13 protein-coding genes are annotated in these 16,865 nt (G+C 48.2%); 11 read left to right on the top strand and 2 right to left on the bottom strand.

Translation table 11 applies throughout. The features are described 5' to 3' along the window. The first annotated feature begins 4 nt into the window (after positions 1 to 4). Together ACFQU8_RS11850 and argS are read left to right on the top strand one after the other, a co-directional pair. Positions 5 to 445 (top strand): DUF1934 domain-containing protein, encoded by a 441-nt coding sequence (locus tag ACFQU8_RS11850; RefSeq protein ID WP_382360349.1) that lies wholly within the window; start codon positions 5 to 7, stop codon positions 443 to 445. Next, a complete protein-coding gene (argS, locus tag ACFQU8_RS11845; protein ID WP_382360346.1) occupies positions 442 to 2,115 on the top strand; it encodes an arginine--tRNA ligase in 1,674 nt (557 codons plus the stop codon). The genes ACFQU8_RS11850 and argS overlap by 4 nt, the downstream gene beginning before the upstream one ends. Positions 2,116 to 2,233: 118 nt before the next feature. Here argS and ACFQU8_RS11840 read toward each other — a convergent pair whose 3' ends face one another. Together ACFQU8_RS11840 and ACFQU8_RS11835 are read right to left on the bottom strand one after the other, a co-directional pair. Then, the gene (locus ACFQU8_RS11840; protein ID WP_382360343.1) at positions 2,234 to 2,623 is read right to left on the bottom strand and encodes a hypothetical protein; all 390 of its coding nucleotides are present in this window, start codon (positions 2,621 to 2,623) and stop codon (positions 2,234 to 2,236) included. A gap of 1 nt (position 2,624) precedes the next feature. Further along, entirely contained in the window at positions 2,625 to 2,825 is a 201-nt protein-coding gene (locus ACFQU8_RS11835; protein ID WP_382360341.1) for a helix-turn-helix transcriptional regulator, read from the bottom strand. A 337-nt stretch (positions 2,826 to 3,162) separates the two neighbouring features. On the opposite strand from ACFQU8_RS11835, the gene ACFQU8_RS11830 reads away from it, so the two are divergent. From ACFQU8_RS11830 to ACFQU8_RS11790, 9 genes are all read left to right on the top strand, one after another. Then, positions 3,163 to 5,253, top strand: coding sequence for a (Fe-S)-binding protein (locus tag ACFQU8_RS11830; RefSeq protein WP_382360338.1), 2,091 nt, complete (start codon positions 3,163 to 3,165; stop codon positions 5,251 to 5,253). Between the two features lie 184 nt (positions 5,254 to 5,437). Beyond that, on the top strand, positions 5,438 to 6,625 hold the full coding sequence (locus tag ACFQU8_RS11825) for an acetyl-CoA C-acetyltransferase (protein WP_382360335.1): 1,188 nt from the start codon (positions 5,438 to 5,440) through the stop codon (positions 6,623 to 6,625). Between the two features lie 87 nt (positions 6,626 to 6,712). After that, positions 6,713 to 7,564: a 3-hydroxybutyryl-CoA dehydrogenase gene (locus ACFQU8_RS11820; RefSeq protein ID WP_382360332.1), complete on the top strand. Its 852-nt coding sequence runs from the start codon at positions 6,713 to 6,715 to the stop codon at positions 7,562 to 7,564. A 47-nt stretch (positions 7,565 to 7,611) separates the two neighbouring features. Beyond that, on the top strand, positions 7,612 to 8,751 hold the full coding sequence (locus tag ACFQU8_RS11815; RefSeq protein ID WP_382360329.1) for an acyl-CoA dehydrogenase: 1,140 nt from the start codon (positions 7,612 to 7,614) through the stop codon (positions 8,749 to 8,751). 34 nt (positions 8,752 to 8,785) lie between these two features. Then, positions 8,786 to 9,925, top strand: a complete 1,140-nt coding sequence (locus ACFQU8_RS11810) for an acyl-CoA dehydrogenase (protein WP_382360326.1) — start codon at positions 8,786 to 8,788, stop codon at positions 9,923 to 9,925. 44 nt (positions 9,926 to 9,969) lie between these two features. Beyond that, positions 9,970 to 10,605: a TetR/AcrR family transcriptional regulator gene (locus ACFQU8_RS11805; protein WP_382360323.1), complete on the top strand. Its 636-nt coding sequence runs from the start codon at positions 9,970 to 9,972 to the stop codon at positions 10,603 to 10,605. 27 nt (positions 10,606 to 10,632) lie between these two features. Next, a complete protein-coding gene (gene icmF, locus ACFQU8_RS11800) occupies positions 10,633 to 13,875 on the top strand; it encodes a fused isobutyryl-CoA mutase/GTPase IcmF (protein WP_382360320.1) in 3,243 nt (1,080 codons plus the stop codon). 352 nt (positions 13,876 to 14,227) lie between these two features. Further along, positions 14,228 to 14,803, top strand: a complete 576-nt coding sequence (gene rpoE, locus ACFQU8_RS11795; protein ID WP_382360317.1) for a DNA-directed RNA polymerase subunit delta — start codon at positions 14,228 to 14,230, stop codon at positions 14,801 to 14,803. Between the two features lie 307 nt (positions 14,804 to 15,110). Beyond that, a complete protein-coding gene (locus ACFQU8_RS11790; RefSeq protein WP_382360314.1) occupies positions 15,111 to 16,715 on the top strand; it encodes a CTP synthase in 1,605 nt (534 codons plus the stop codon). The last annotated feature ends 150 nt before the right edge of the window (positions 16,716 to 16,865 follow it).

Raw genomic sequence — 16,865 nt, 5'->3', positions numbered from 1 at the left:
TTAAATGGCAATGAAACAACAAGTGGCTGTTGAGCTCTCGACAGTCATAACGGATAACAGTGACCGCGACGAAAATACCGTGAAGGCAACAGGCTACTTTTACCCGAATCAGACGATGGATGTGCTGACTTACGAGGAAACGACCGAGGATGGCCTGACGGTGAAAAATATGCTGACACTCAGCTATGATAAAGTGAGCGTGAAACGAACAGGACCGGTATCGATGTATCAGCAGTTCCGTAAGCAGGCCTTAACGGAAAATGTGTACCAGCATCCGTACGGTCATATTCATATGGAGACCTTTACCCGGTCGATCAGCTATCAGCGCCTGACGGATGACGAGAATGGCAAGCTGGTCATGTCTTACAAATTAAAGCTGAATGGAGCGGATGAACGCCACCATCAGCTGATCCTGACGATTCAGCCTGAGGAGGATGTTTCATGAACAATACGTTATCACAGACAGAAGAGCTATTAAAACAGCAGATCAGAGCCGCCGTTTTGAATGCGGATCTGGCTGGTGAAAATGAACTGCCGGATGTGGAACTCGAAAGACCTAAAGATAAGGCGCACGGTGACTTTGCTGCAAATATGGCTATGAAGCTCGCCCGGATTGCGAAAAAGCCGCCGCGTCAGATTGCAGAGGATATTGTCCAGGAATTGGATGAGACAGCAGCGCGTGTGGATAAAGTGGAAATTGCCGGGCCGGGATTTATTAACTTTTTTATGAAACAGGATTTTTTAGGCAATTTAATTCCGGCCATCCTGGAAGCAGGCGAGACATACGGTCAGACCACTACCGGTCAGGGGGAACGTGTCCAAGTGGAATTTGTGTCCGTTAATCCGACGGGTGATCTGCATCTTGGCCATGCGCGCGGAGCCGCCTATGGCGATGTTTTCTGCAATGTCCTGGCGGCTGCCGGCTATGATGTGGACCGGGAGTATTACATAAATGATGCCGGCCGGCAGATTGACAAGCTCGCCCAGTCAGTGGAGACGCGCTACCTTGAGGCGCTCGGGTTTGAAGCCGAAATGCCTGAAGATGGCTACCGCGGTGCAGATATTATCCGGATCGGCAAGCGCCTCGCTGAAGATCAGGGAGACCAATGGGTGAATGCTGACAGAGATGAACGTCTGGCTTTTTTCAGAGATTACGGTCTTGAGCATGAACTCGGCAATCTGAAGCAGGATCTCGCTGATTTTCACGTCCATTTTGATAACTGGTTTTCCGAGCAGTCGCTCTATGATCATAACCGGGTGGAAGAGGCTATCCAGACGTTGCGGGATGGCGGTTATGTTTATGAGCAGGACGGCGCAACATGGTTCCGTTCAACAGACTTCGAGGATGACAAGGACCGTGTGCTGATTAAACAGGATGGCAACTATACGTACCTGGCACCGGATATCGCCTATCATAAGGATAAATTAGAACGCGGCTACAATCAGCTCATTAATGTGTGGGGATCTGACCATCATGGTTATATAGCCCGGATGCGCGCAGCCATTCAGGCGCTGGGCTATCCCGGAGACAAACTGGCTGTTAAAATCATTCAGACCGTGAATCTGTATGAGAACGGCGAAAAAGTCCGTATGAGCAAGCGGACCGGCAATGCTGTCGCCTTAAGAGATTTAATGGACGAGGTTGGTGTCGATGCAACGCGCTATTTCTTTGTCATGCGTTCAAACGATACACAGTTTGACTTTGATCTGGATCTCGCCCGTTCACAGTCGAATGACAACCCAATTTTTTATGTTCAGTACGCCCATGCCCGGATCTGTACGATGCTGGAACAGGCTGAGTCAAAATCATTGCTGGGAGACGGTGATTTTGATGCGGAGCTGCTGACATCGGAAAAAGAGACCGATCTGCTGAAAAAACTGGGTGAATTTCCAAAGACAATCGCTGATGCTGCGGAAAAACAGGTGCCGCATAAAGTCACCCAATATGTGTTTGACCTGGCATCCTTGCTGCACAGTTTTTACAATGCGGAAAAGGTTCTCGATTCAGCCAATCCGGAATTGACGAAAGCGCGAATTGCTCTGATGAAGGCTGTTCGTGTGACCATCAGCAATGGATTGAGTCTGATCGGGATCAGCGCGCCGGACAAAATGTAGGACTGGAACTTACAGGAGTGTGATGCTTCTGTAAGTTTTTTGGATAATCGGAAAATAGTATGGAACGAGGGTTAAAAAGTATCCTCTTCCATAGCCCTGGTCATTGTTTCATATTTATTTACTGATACTTTTTAGCGACCAAAAATTCAACAAAAGGTAATATTACCATCGCTAAACCTAATATCCCTAATAAGAAGACATTAATTGTACCGTTTATTAATTTGTCAGCAGCCACTCCTACTAAAATAAAGAATAATAGAATAAAATAACTGATTTTCGAGCTTTTTTCCATAATTCTTTGTCCAAGCTCTTCTTCCTGTAAAATTCCGTCTTTTTCTTCCTTATTTCCCCATGTAATTGCAGAGAAAAACATCATTAATAACGTCCCAATTACTATAACTTCATTGAATCCAACTTCTTTCCCAGTAATAATTTTAAAAATTGAATAGCCTATCACGATTAGAGTAGCAACTCCAGTTATAATTGCACCTATTTTTCGGGTCCTCATTTTAAATCTCCTCTCCGTTCAAAAATAAATTATCAACTTTAACACCTAAATTCTTCGCAAGATTAAATGCTAACTGTAAACTTGGGTCATATTTATTATTTTCAATCGCATTAATAGTTTGCCTGCTTACATTACATAAATCAGCTAACTCCCCCTGAGAAATACCTTCCTTTTCTCGATATTCTTTTACTCTATTTCGCATATACACAACACCTTCAAATTTAAAGTGATGTAAAACTTATTTTACATAAACAATATAAAATAAGACGAAAGGACTGTCAAACACTTTTTACAACCGTTTCGTCTTTTAAATATTTTATTGTCTGCGAAGAGAAGACTTTTTTATGAAAAAAGACGCGACGGTACCGGTCATTAAAGGATTATATGCGTTAATTTTCTGTTAATCTGTTGACTGAATGATCATTCATCGTCTATAGTGAGAGGTATAACTTGAGAATGATGCGACAGCCATTTTTTATTTTCAAAATAATGCAATCGCTAACATTTTACGTTATACTTGACAAAAGGGGGAGCGAGAGATGAACACATTGCTGTTGATTAATTGGGTGGCTTTCGTTGCTATTGTCGTATATGGGGTGTATCTGTTCGCCAAGGCAGTCGCAACAAGGGTTTCCTACATAAAGCTTGGTCAAAAGTCTGAGTTTGACCGGGCCTTTAAAGAACGGTTCCGGCGTGTTGGGAAGATAGTCTTTGGACAGTCCAAATTGCTAAAGGACAAGAAGTCCGGTTCAATCCACGTTATGATGTTCTATGGCTTTATTCTGGTGCAATTTGGTGCGATCGATATGTTTATCAGAGGATTGGCGCCGGGGAATCACTTGCCGTTCGGGCCTGTTTACCCTGCTTTTACATTCTTTCAGGAACTTGTAACATTAATGATTCTGGTTGCAGTTGGCTGGGCGTTTTACCGGCGCTATATGGAAAAACTGGTCCGTCTGAAGCGCAGTTTTAAAGCAGGACTGGTTCTGGTGTTTATTGGCACACTGATGATCTCAATGCTGTTTGGCAACGGGATGATGATGCTCTGGTCCGGTGAGGCGCTCACATGGTCAGAACCCGTCGCAAGCGGTATAGCCTTTCTGTTTAGCTGGCTGGCACCGACTGCCGCAACTGCTTTGTTTTATGTTTTCTGGTGGATCCATACCGTTACGATATTAGCCTTTTTAGTTTATGTACCGCAGTCCAAGCATGCGCATTTAATTGCTGCTCCGATTAATGTATTTTTGAGCAAGCGCGTGCCGGGCAAGCTTAAACCGATTAACTTTGATATTGATGAGGAAGCCAATGAAGAAGAAATCTCCTTTGGTGCCGGCAAGGTCGAGGATTTTGATCAGCATCAGCTGATTGACTTTTATGCCTGTACCGAATGCGGACGCTGCACGGACGTCTGTCCAGCATCCGGGACCGGCAAAATGCTGTCACCGATGGATATAATGGTCAAGGCGCGCGATCATTTAACGGCAAAAGGCGCTGCTGTTACAGGGACGTCACCATGGGTCCCGGGTTATGCGTTTTCCGGTGGCGCTGCGGAGGCGAATGAGACAACGCCAGGTATGGCTGATATCAGTCTGATTGGTGATGTCATAACCGAGGAAGAGCTGTCAGGATGTACAACGTGCCGTGCCTGTGAGGATGCCTGCCCGGTCATGAATGAGCATGTCTCAACAATTATAGATATGCGCCGCTATTTGGTGATGACTGAAGGCAAAATGAATCAGGGCGCTCAGCGTGCTGTTATGAATATTGAGCGTCAGGGCAACCCATGGGGGCTGTCGAAAAAAGACCGCATCAAGTGGCGTGATCAGGATGAGGATGCTTATGTCCCAACCATTAAAGAACTGAACAAAGAAGGGAAAGATTTTGAGTATCTGTTCTGGGTCAGTTCAATGGGTTCATTTGACAGCCGCAGTCAGAAAATTGCTCTTGCATTTGCTAAATTAATGAATCGCGCAGGCATCAACTTTGCGATTCTCGGCAATAAGGAGCAAAATTCAGGTGATACCGCCCGCCGGATCGGTAATGAATATTTATTCCAGGAGATTGCGGAGAAAAATATTAAAGAATTTGAGAAAAATGGTGTCACGAAGATTGTAACGATTGATCCGCACGCCTACAATCTTTTCAAGAATGAATATCCGGATTTCGGTTTTGAAGCGGAAGTCTATCACCATACGCAGATTCTGTATGACTTACTTATGAACGGCAAACTGCAGCCAGAGCGGGAGATTAATCAGCGACTCACCTATCATGATTCCTGCTATCTGGGCCGTTATAATGGTGTCTATGATCCGCCTAGAGAGATTCTGAAAGCCATACCGGGTATTGATCTGGTGGAAATGAAACGCAACCGTGAAAGCGGCATGTGCTGCGGGGCCGGCGGCGGTCTGATGTGGGCAGAAGACACGACTGGCAATCAGATCAACGTCGCCCGGACAGAGCAGGCGATGGAGACAGAATCAACTATGATTTCCAGTGCGTGTCCGTTCTGTCTGACGATGATGAGTGATGGCACAAAAGCCAAAGAAGTTGAAGAAGATATCAGCACGATGGATGTGGCGGAAATTCTTGCTTTGTCCGTTTTGACAGAGGATCAAGAACAGCCGGCATAGATACAGAAAAGATTTAAATGTTTATTTGACGAGGGGTGCGGAAAAGCTTCCCCTCTGTCTTTTACCAGTGAATTGAGCGAGCGTTCAATAGACGGTGAGAAGGTCAGTTTCAAAAAGCGGCGGCGCGGTTATCGTGATAATTCACTTAAACCAGCAATCTATGAAAAGAAAGGATGATTAAATTATGCGCAAGTCAGTTCTGGTCTCCGGAGCGCGGACACCATTTGGCAAATTTGGCGGTGCTTTAAAGCCCCTTCAAGCTTCACAGCTGGGAGGGATTGTCATCAGGGAAGCGCTGAAACGTGCAGGCGTGGAGGCGGAAAAAATTGATGAAGTCATTATGGGAAGTGTCCTGCAGGGCGGCCAGGGACAGCTCCCCTCACGCCAGGCAGCACGGGCAGGCGATGTTCCCTGGGATGTGAAGACGGAGACGATCAACAAAGTCTGTGCTTCCGGCCTTCGCAGTGTCACGCTTGCTGATCAGCTGATCCGTGCAGGTGATGAAAATATTCTGGTCGCCGGCGGTATGGAAAGCATGAGCAACGCACCGTATATGTTGCCCGGCGCACGCTGGGGACTTCGCATGGGTGATAAACAAGTCGTTGATATGATGATGAATGACGGGCTGATGTGTGCCTTTGGTGATGTCCATATGGGTAGCTATGGCAACAGCACGGCTCAGGAATACGGTCTGACACGAGAGGCGCAGGATGACTGGTCGTACCGGAGTCATCAGCGTGCAATTAAGGCTATAGATGAAGGCAAATTCACTGATGAGATTGTGCCGGTGGAAGTGCCGCAGCGGAAAGGTGATCCTGTCCAGGTCGATACAGATGAAGCGCCGCGCCGGGATACAAGTGCTGAAGCATTGGGTAAGCTGCCGCCGGCGTTTGACCGCGACGGGACGATTACAGCCGGCAACGCTCCCGGGGTAAATGACGGGGCAGGTGCTTTTGTTGTGATGGCTGACGAGACAGCGGAAAAGCTGGGCAAGACCCCGCTCGCCACCATTCATGGTCATGCGGAAGTTGCCGTGGAAGCGAAAGACTTTCCGACAACACCGGGTCTCGTGATTAATAAACTGCTGGAGAAAACAGGGTACCAGCAAAAGGATATTGATCTGGTTGAGATTAATGAAGCCTTTGCGGCCGTGTCACTGGCCAGCAGTCAGATTGCTGAGATTGACCCGGACAAAATCAATGTGAACGGCGGGGCTGTGGCCTTAGGTCATCCGATTGGCGCAAGTGGTGCCCGCATCCTTTTGACGCTTGTCCATGAGCTGAGGCGCCGCGGCGGCGGAATGGGAATCGCAGCCATATGCAGCGGCGGTGGTCAGGGTGATGCCGTGCTTGTGGAAGTACCAAAATCGTAACCAGCCTGATTTTGTCTAAACGAAGTCTAAACCGGATAAATGAAACATTGTAGAGCTTGAGATATGAAGCAGAGGGAGGCAGTTAACATGACAATTCAAAACGTGATGGTGATTGGAGCAGGCCAGATGGGTGCAGGTATTGCGCAGGTCTGCGCCCAGTCCGGCTACAATGTGCTCCTTCATGACGCCAAAGAAGAGGCGTTAAATCAGGGGATCGCGAATATTGAAAAACGCCTGGAGCGTTCCGTTTCCAAAGACCGGATCAGCGAACAAGCTAAGCAGGATGCCCTGGCCCGTCTGCAGCCAGCAGCTGCTCTGGAGAATGCGCGGCAGTGTGATATAGCGATTGAGGCGATTGTGGAAAACCGTGATGTCAAAACGGGTATATTCAGTAAATTGGATGCTTATGCACCGGAACACGCTATTCTGGCCTCCAACACTTCTTCCGTTCCTATCACGGAGCTGGCAGCAGCGACGAATAGGCCGGGGCAAGTAATCGGCATGCATTATATGAATCCGGTTCCAGTCATGCCGCTTGTCGAAGTGATACGCGGGCTCGAAACAAATGATGAAACGTATAAACAGGTGGCGGCTATGGCGTACAGTCTTTCCAAAACAGCTGTGGAGGTCAATGATTCTCCGGGTTTTGCCGCCAATCGAATTTTGATGCCGATGATCAACGAAGCTGTTTTCACTTTGCAGGAAGGGACGGCGTCGGTGGAGGATATTGATACGGTTATGAAGCTGGGCATGAATCATCCGATGGGGCCGCTAACCTTGGCCGATTTTATCGGACTGGATACGTGTCTTTTCATCATGGAAGTGCTGCAGGATGGTTTCGGTGACAGCAAATACCGGCCGTGTCCGCTGCTCAGAAAATATGTTAATGCTGGCTGGCTCGGCAAAAAGGCTGGAAGAGGCTTTTATCAGTATCAATAATTGATAGATTTTTAATAATCGGGATGGCACCAGAGGAGGAAAACGACATGAATCTTCAATTGACCGATGAACAGATCATGATGCGCCGCATGGTCAAAAAGTTTGCAGAAGAGGAAGTGAAACCAGCAGTGGCCCAGATGGAGGCTGAAGACCGTTTTCCTGCTGAACTGATTCGTAAAATGGGGGTTCTTGGGCTGATGGGCGTTCCTATACCAGAAGAACATGGCGGCAGCGGGATGGATTACACATCATATATTATTGCGATCCATGAGCTCTCGAAGGTCAGTGCGACACTGGGTGTGATTCTGTCCGTTCATACATCAGTCGGTACAAATCCGATTTTGACGTTTGGAAATGACACGCAAAAACGCTATTATCTTCCCAGACTGGCCTCAGGCGAATTTCTCGGGGCGTTTGCTCTCACGGAACCTGGTGCAGGTTCTGATGCGGCGAGTCTCCGGACAAAAGCCAAAAAAGATGGTGATGACTATATTTTGAATGGCTCGAAAATGTTTATCACGAATGGTGGGGAAGCCGATACATATATTACGTTTGCCCGAACCGGCGATGAGCAGGGCGCCAAAGGGGTCAGCGCGTTTATAGTCGAAAAGGATACACCGGGTCTTACAGCCGGTAAACCAGAGCGTAAGATGGGACTGCATGGCTCCAGCACTGTTGAGCTGAACTTCGATCAATGCCGAGTGCCGGCAAGTCAAATGCTCGGCGCAGAAGGAGATGGCTTTAAAGTTGCGATGGCGAATTTGAACGCGGGCCGCATTGGCATTGCGGCGCAGGCATTAGGGATTGCGGAAGCATCTCTGGAACATGCGACAGCCTACACGCAGGAACGGGAACAATTCGGTAAACCGATTGCTGCTCATCAGGGTGTCTCGTTTAAATTAGCCGATATGGCTACTGAGGTGGAAGCAGCTCGTCTGCTTGTTTATCAGGCAGCAGCGCTGATTGAATCAGGAAGTCCGGGCAACAAGGAAGTATCGATGGCCAAATTGCATGCATCGCGGACAGCAACGCAGGCCGCTATCGAAGCTGTGCAGCTTTACGGTGGCTATGGTTACACAGAAGACTATCCGGTCGAGCGCTTTTTCCGTGATGCTAAAGTGACAGAGATCTATGAAGGCACAAGTGAAATCCAGCATAAAGTTATTGCGAAAAGCTTAATGGAATAATAAATGACAGTCAGTCTAAAGGAGGATGCAGATAGTGGATTTTCAATTGAACGAAGAACAGGAAATGCTGAGGAAAATGGTGCGTGATTTTGCGTTAAACGATGTGGAACCGACGGCTGCTGAACGTGATGAGGAGGAGCGGTTTGACCGCGGTATTTTTGACAAGATGGCGGAACTCGGACTCACAGGCATTCCGTGGCCTGAAGCATATGGCGGTATCGGGGCGGACTTTGTCAGTTACGTGATCGCGGTTGAGGAACTGTCCAGAGTGTGCGCGTCAACGGGTGTGACGCTGTCGGCGCATCTGTCACTGGCAAGCTGGCCGATTTATAAGTACGGCAATGAAGAGCAAAAGAAGACGTTTTTATATCGTCTGGCCACCGGTGAGGCACTCGGGGCGTATGCATTGTCTGAACCAGGATCCGGCAGTGACGCAGGCAGCATGAAAACGGTGGCGCAAAAAGATGGTGACGCTTACATTCTGAACGGTAATAAAGTGTGGACCACCAATGGCGGTGTGGCTGATATCTATATTGTGTTCGCACTGACAGATCCCGACGCCGGCAATAAGGGCATTAGTGCCTTTATCGTGGAAAAAGGGATGGACGGTTTCACCACTGGCAAGAAGGAAAAGAAACTTGGCATACGCTCTTCTCCGACAACGGAGCTTATCTTTGATAATTGCCGTGTGCCCAAAGAGAATCTGTTAGGTGAAGAAGGGCAAGGGTTTAAAATTGCCATGTCGACGCTGGATGGCGGCCGCAACGGGATTGCTGCTCAAGCAGTCGGTATTGCGCAGGGAGCGCTGGATGCAGCCAGTGATTATGCTAAAGAACGCGAACAGTTCGGAAAGCCCATTGCGGCTAATCAGGGTATTTCGTTCAAGCTGGCCGATATGGCGACCGATATCGAAGCGTCCCGTCTCTTAACCTATCAGGCGGCCTGGCTGGAATCTGAGGGCAAATCTTATGGCAAGGCGTCAGCGATGTCGAAGCTGTTTGCCGGTGATGCAGCCATGCGTACCACGACGGAAGCGGTGCAGGTATTCGGCGGCTATGGCTATACGAAAGATTATCCGGTTGAGCGTTATATGCGCGATGCCAAAATTACACAAATATATGAAGGCACAAACGAAATTCAGCGGCTGGTTATCGGCCGGATGCTGACAAAATAAGATTCAGCATCACACGCCAGCCATTTTTAAAAGGAGGGAGCTGCATGGCACCTGATCAGGTCATCTCGTCGATTAAGGATGCCGAACTTGTGGCAAAACGGCGTCAGCAAATGATTCAAGGTGCCGTTTCGCTTTTCAAAGAGAAAGGGTTTCACCGGACAACAACACGTGAAATCGCGCGGGCATCGGGATTCAGCATCGGCACGCTCTATGAATATATTCGCACGAAGGAAGATGTGTTGTTCCTCGTGTGTGATGCTATCTATGAGCAAGTGAAGACACGGTTGGAATCAGTCATTGACTGGTGGAATCCGTCTGTTGCAACTCTGGAACAAGTGGTTGATTCGTACTTCCGCCTGATGGATGACATGCAGGAGGAGGTGCTGATCATGTATCAGGAAGTGAAGTCGCTGAAAAAGGAAACCAAGGACTATGTCATGCAGAAAGAACGGGATATGGTCACTATGCTGGAAAAGGTGATCACGACCTGCCTGCCAGAGGTTATGTCCAATCAGGATGTGGCGCTGGCAGCCAATAACATGTTTGTACAGGGCCAGATGTGGGCTTTTAGACGGTGGATGCTGCAGAAACAGTTTACGCTTGAGACGTATATCAGCCGGCAGACGCATTTTCTGCTGCAGGCTCTGTCGATTAATGCGGCATCGGAAGAAAAGGCTTAGCAAGCTATTTAACCAGGAGGGGTTCTTGTGGCAAGCGATCAGGTATATAGACCGGTCAATCCTGTCCGGTTTGTGACGGCGTCGAGTTTGTATGACGGACATGATGCATCGATTAACATTATGCGCCGGATTCTGCAGTCGAGCGGAGCTGAGGTAATTCACCTCGGGCATAACCGGTCAGTGCAAGAAGTCGTGTATGCCGCGATTCAGGAAGACGCTCAGGGAATTGCAATTTCATCGTATCAGGGCGGGCATGTCGATTACTTTAAATATATGATCGATTTGCTTAATGAATTGGATGCCAGCCATATCAAGGTTTACGGTGGCGGCGGCGGCACAATCATTCCCAGTGAGATTAAAGAGCTCGAGGATTACGGCGTTTCCGGGCTTTTTTCACCTGAAGATGGCCGTGAACTGGGTATGCAGGGCATGATTAACAACATGATCGAAGGATGCGATTTTCAGCCGCCGCTTTTTGACTTGGAGAAGCACCAGGACAAACTGGCATCCGGTGATAAGCAGACGATCTCCCGGTTCATTACTTATATTGAAAACAATGCCGGTGATGATGCTGCAGTGAACGGGCTGCTCAACCAGCTTCAGGCGAATTCGAATGGAGCACCCGTTCTGGGGATGACTGGCACGGGCGGATCCGGCAAGAGTTCGCTGACGGATGAATTAGTCCGCCGGTTCCTCAATGAACTGCCAGATAAAAAGATTGCGATTATTTCCATTGACCCGACGAAAAAGAAAACCGGCGGTGCCCTGCTGGGTGACCGGATTCGGATGAACGCCATTTTTTCCGATCGGGTCTACATGCGCTCGCTCGCAACACGCAGCTCCCGGGATGAATTGTCCCGCTCGCTGGAGGATGTTATGGCGGTACTAAGGGCATCCGATTATGACTTTATTATCATTGAAACGAGCGGCATCGGTCAGGGCGATGCGGCGATTACCGATGTGACCGATTTGTCCATGTATGTGATGACGTCCGATTTCGGGGCTCCATCACAGCTGGAGAAAATCGACATGATCGATTTTGCTGACTTTATTGTGATTAACAAATATGAACAAAAAGGGTCCGAGGATTCCCTGAGTCAGGTGCGCAAACAATATGAACGCAGTCACATGCTGTTCGGCGAAGATAAAAAGCTTTATCCGGTCTTTGGTACGATTGCCAGTCAGTTTAACGATGCCGGCACAAATGCTCTATTTGCATCAATCATTGATACGCTGAACGACAGCTATGGCTGGTCAGAAGCGGTTGATTTTGAACGGCATCGGATAGCTGAGAAACAAAATATGATCATCCCGAATGAGCGGCGCCATTATTTGCAGGAAATTGCCCGTCATATACGCGGTTATCATGATAAAACCCGGAGCCAGAGTGCTATCGCCCGTAAACTCTATCAGCTTGAAGGGGCCCGGGATGTGCTTGATGACAATACGGCAGCCGAGACGATTGATCAGGCGATTGAGTCCTATGAAGCTGAGCTGGATCCTGAGGCGAAAAAGCAGCTGGATAATTGGGATATGCTGCAAGAGAATTACCAGCAGGAAACGATGACCTATACCGTTCGCAACAAGGAATTCACGATGGATCTAACGACGGAATCCATCTCCGGGCTGCAGGTGCCGAAAGTTGCGCTGCCCAAATACCAGGACTGGGGCGACCGTCTAAGCTGGCTGATGAAGGAAAATGTGCCTGGTTCCTTCCCATTTACGGCAGGTGTTTTTCCGTTTAAACGGAAAGGTGAGGATCCGACAAGGCAATTTGCCGGTGAAGGCACACCGGAGCGGACCAATCGCCGCTTTCACTATTTATCGCAGGACAGTGACGCGAAACGGCTGTCCACGGCTTTCGACTCGGTAACGCTTTATGGCGAGAATCCGGCACCAAGGCCTGACGTATACGGTAAAGTCGGGGAAAGTGGTGTCAGTATATGCACGCTTGATGATATGAAGAAGCTGTATGATGGCTTCGATCTGACGGATCCGAAAACATCTGTCTCGATGACGATTAACGGGCCAGCTCCAATCATTCTGGCGATGTTTTTTAACACGGCGATTGATCAGCAGCTTGTTAAATTTCAGAAAGACAATGACCGGGAGCCGGACCAGGCTGAGTATGAACAGCTGAAGAATGAGACGATTTCGGTTGTCCGCGGAACGGTGCAGGCAGATATTTTAAAAGAGGATCAGGGCCAGAATACGTGCATTTTTTCAACAGAATTTGCCCTGCGCATGATGGGGGATATTCAGGAATACTTTATGGCTAAACAGGTGCGCAATTATTATTCGGTATCGATCTCTGGCTACCATATTGCTGAAGCTGGTGCCAATCCGATTACACAGCTCGCGTTCACACTGGCAAATGGCTTCACCTATGTGGAGTACTATTTAAGCCGCGGCATGGATGTTAATAAATTTGCGCAGAATCTGTCCTTCTTCTTTTCGAATGGACTTGATCCGGAATATACGGTGATTGGCCGCGTTGCCCGCCGCATTTGGGCGATCACGATGCGGGACAAATACGGGGCAGATGAACGGAGTCAGAAGCTGAAATACCATATTCAGACATCGGGCCGGTCTCTGCATGCTCAGGAAATTGATTTTAACGATATCCGGACGACGCTGCAGGCTCTGCTTGCTGTATTGGATAATACGAATTCCCTCCATACCAATGCGTATGATGAGGCGATCACGACACCAACTGAGGAGTCGGTCCGCCGGGCGATGGCCATTCAGATGATTATTAATAAAGAATTTGGCCTGACCAAGACCGAAAATGCTCTGCAGGGATCCTTTATTCTGGAAGAACTAACCGATCTTGTGGAAGAAGCGGTTCTGAAAGAATTTGAAAACATGAATGACCGCGGGGGTGTGCTCGGAGCTATGGAACGGCAATACCAGCGCGGTAAGATTCAGGAAGAGTCTATGTATTATGAGCATCAAAAACATTCTGGAGAGCTGCCGATTGTCGGGGTCAACACATTCATCAATCCGAATCCGCCATCCAGTGAGCAGATCGATTCGATGGAACTTGCCCGCGCTTCCCAGGAAGAAAAAGATCATCAGATTAAGGAACTGCAGCAATTCGAAAAGGCTCATGCAGCTTATACCGATGAAGCGCTGCAACGTTTGAAAGAAACGGCAGCATCCGGCGGCAATGTTTTTGCAGAGCTGATGGATACGGTAAGAGTGGCGAGTCTCGGTCAGATTACAAACGCGCTCTATGAAGCAGGCGGTCAGTACCGGCGCAATATGTAACCGTTGCTGACAATGACAGGTCACCGAAAAAGTTTATGAATCTTAAAGACGACTGGTTTTGGCACCGCGATAGCCGTTTATAAATAACCGGATAGGGATAATTTTATACCAATTCTATGGTTTCCGCTGGCATAAGGCATGCATTTTTGTTTATAATGAAGGGTACGATTCAGATACTGTCTAACGCTAAGGAACTTAAGGAATCAGGCGCTGCAGTCTGATTGGCTGAGCTGTCCTAAACATAGCAGATGAGACTTAGCCTGACAGATAAATGCCGATTCTCGCGGGTGAGATCGGCAGCGGGACGTGCCTATGTCCCCGGTAAAACTATGAAAAAAGGGAGTGCGGTATCGTGAGCTTGCAAAATTCCAGCCGCGAAGAACTAGATAACACCTCAATGCTTGAAGTGGCTTATGATCGGCTGATGGAAGAGCAAAAGGCCATGGATTTTAGCGATCTTTATGATAGGGTAGCCGATCTTAAAGATTTTACGGATGACTGGAAAGAAAAGCATCGGGCTCAGTTTTATACAGACTTGACCGTTGATGGCCGGTTTCTGACAGCCACCCCTGGTTTATGGGGTCTGAAACGCTGGTATCCAGTGGAACAGATGGATGAAGTGGCGGCTGCCACCACGAAGAAAAAGAAATCGAAAAAAGGGCAGAAGAAAAAGGAAAAAGCGGAGGAACCAGCCCCTCGCGAGGAATCCCAGGAACCGGAACGTGAACCGGACTCACCAGGCGATGGCGTCGAAGTCCTGACAGGTCAGTTTGCTGATGAGTCTGCTGCGGAAGAGGATGAATTCGGGGAAAAAAGCGATGTAGATGATGGCTTTGATGACCCAGAAGAATTGGCAGAAGCGGAAGTCTCTGATGACACCGAGTCAGACGAGGCTGATGATGATAAGCGTGAGGACAAAGATAAATAAAATCAGGCGTTTTGTTGGGTGCCGTGAATGCGACTGTAATCGACAATGAGCACTTGACTTTTCTATGGTGAATGCGTAGAATTTTTATTGGGCTCGCTAAAATCGTAAGCATCCGGCGCTCCCCCTTAATACTTGGGGGGAGCGCCTTTTATTTTGTGAAGCGGGATAGGCTGCAGGAGCCAGGCACTGATCAGGTACCTGCAGTAACCCGTTTTGGGATGTTTCATTGAAAGCGACATTGTTGCGTCTATGAGCATCGATTGCAAGCCGCTGCAGCAATTCTTTGGGAAAGACGAGGGATGAATCATTGACTAAATATATTTTCGTAACAGGCGGTGTGGTATCATCATTAGGCAAAGGCATTACCGCTGCGTCACTCGGAAGACTTTTGAAAAATCGAGGCCTTAACGTGACGATCCAGAAGTTTGACCCGTATATCAACGTTGATCCTGGTATGATGAGTCCGTACCAGCATGGCGAGGTTTTTGTGACCGAGGATGGGGCGGAAACCGATTTGGATCTGGGACATTATGAACGGTTTATTGATATTAATTTAAACAAATACAGTAATATTACAACCGGTAAAGTCTATTCCAGTGTCATCAAAAAAGAACGCCGCGGCGATTATCAGGGCGGTACAGTGCAGGTCATTCCGCACATTACCAACGAGATAAAGAAACAGGTTTTCCGGGCTGGCGAAAAGACACAGGCTGACGTGGTGATTACAGAAATCGGCGGTACGGTCGGAGATATTGAGTCATTGCCATTTCTTGAAGCCATACGGCAGATTAAGAGTGATATCGGGCGTGAACATGTTATGTATATTCACTGCACCCTTGTCCCATATATTAAAGCAGCCGGTGAAGTGAAAACAAAACCGACCCAGCACAGTGTGAAGGAATTGCGGTCATTGGGCATTCAGCCGGACGCCATTGTCCTGCGCTCTGAACTGCCGATCAGTCAGGATATGAAAGAAAAGATTGCGCTGTTCTGTGATACATCTGAAGAAGCAGTCATCGAGATGCTTGATGCCGATACCTTGTATCAGGTGCCAATGGCGTTAAAAGAACAGCAGCTTGATCAGCTGGTATGTAACCATCTGGGACTTAACGTTCAGGAAGCCGACATGAGTGAATGGGCGACACTCCTCGACACTGTCCGCCATTTGCAGGATACAACGGTTATCGGGCTCGTTGGCAAGTATGTGGAGCTTCCGGATGCTTACTTATCGGTGGTTGAAGCACTGAAACATGCCGGATTTGCTCATAATACGGCTGTTCAAATCAAGTGGATTGATTCGGAAAAGCAGGACAAGACGTCAATCGACCGTGAGTTGGCGGATGTCGATGGCGTTTTAGTTCCGGGCGGATTCGGCTATCGCGGAATTGACGGGAAGATTGAAGCCATACGTTTTGCCCGGGAAAACCGTATGCCATTTTTAGGCATATGTCTCGGAATGGAGCTGGCAGCTGTGGAATATGCCCGGAATGTGCTTGGGCTGGAGAACGCTCATTCGACTGAATTTGACCCAGCAACGCCGTATCCAGTTGTCGATTTGGGAACAAAGCAGGAAAACACCGATGAGTTGGACAGCATGCTGCGGTTGGGCAGCTATCCGTTCCAGCTGACCAGCGGTACGAAGGTGAAACAGGCGTATGAGGATGAGGATCTTGTGTACGAGCGGCAGCGTCACCGCTACACATTGAATAATGATTTCCGCGAACGTCTTCAGGCAAATGGCCTGCTGATGGCCGGTACAAGCTGTCATGAGGAGCTGGTTGAGGTGCTCGAATTAGCTGATCATCCATGGTTTGTCGCCTGTCAGTTTCATCCGGAATTTAAATCACGCCCGACACGTCCACATGCCTTGCTTCAAGGATTTGTCGGAGCAGCGCAGCAAATACCTGACTAGTGTCAAATTCGACAAAAGTCCCGTTCATCATTTCAGTAAACGGGGCTTTTTTTGATTGAATGCATGCGAAATAACGAACGCCTATTCGCAAAATTTGTTTAAAACTAGCTTAATACATGTGAATTCTCTTATTTTACCCTTTTCGTTTCA

The organism is Lentibacillus kimchii, assembly GCF_042666895.1.
GTDB lineage: Bacteria > Bacillota > Bacilli > Bacillales > Amphibacillaceae > Lentibacillus > Lentibacillus kimchii.
Note: the sequence above shows the minus strand (reverse complement) of the source record. Positions and strands in the feature narration are given on the sequence as shown.

What these genes read in the sequence shown, in the direction of transcription:
- ACFQU8_RS11805 (WP_382360323.1), top strand. Translation starts at nt 9,970, where the DNA reads ATGGCACCTGATCAGGTCATCTCGTCGATTAAGGATGCCGAACTTGTG.
- ACFQU8_RS11830 (WP_382360338.1), top strand. Translation starts at nt 3,163, where the DNA reads ATGAACACATTGCTGTTGATTAATTGGGTGGCTTTCGTTGCTATTGTC.
- ACFQU8_RS11815 (WP_382360329.1), top strand. Translation starts at nt 7,612, where the DNA reads ATGAATCTTCAATTGACCGATGAACAGATCATGATGCGCCGCATGGTC.
- ACFQU8_RS11850 (WP_382360349.1), top strand. Translation starts at nt 5, where the DNA reads ATGGCAATGAAACAACAAGTGGCTGTTGAGCTCTCGACAGTCATAACG.
- ACFQU8_RS11820 (WP_382360332.1), top strand. Translation starts at nt 6,713, where the DNA reads ATGACAATTCAAAACGTGATGGTGATTGGAGCAGGCCAGATGGGTGCA.
- ACFQU8_RS11835 (WP_382360341.1), bottom strand. Translation starts at nt 2,825, where the DNA reads ATGCGAAATAGAGTAAAAGAATATCGAGAAAAGGAAGGTATTTCTCAG.
- ACFQU8_RS11825 (WP_382360335.1), top strand. Translation starts at nt 5,438, where the DNA reads ATGCGCAAGTCAGTTCTGGTCTCCGGAGCGCGGACACCATTTGGCAAA.
- ACFQU8_RS11840 (WP_382360343.1), bottom strand. Translation starts at nt 2,623, where the DNA reads ATGAGGACCCGAAAAATAGGTGCAATTATAACTGGAGTTGCTACTCTA.
- argS (WP_382360346.1), top strand. Translation starts at nt 442, where the DNA reads ATGAACAATACGTTATCACAGACAGAAGAGCTATTAAAACAGCAGATC.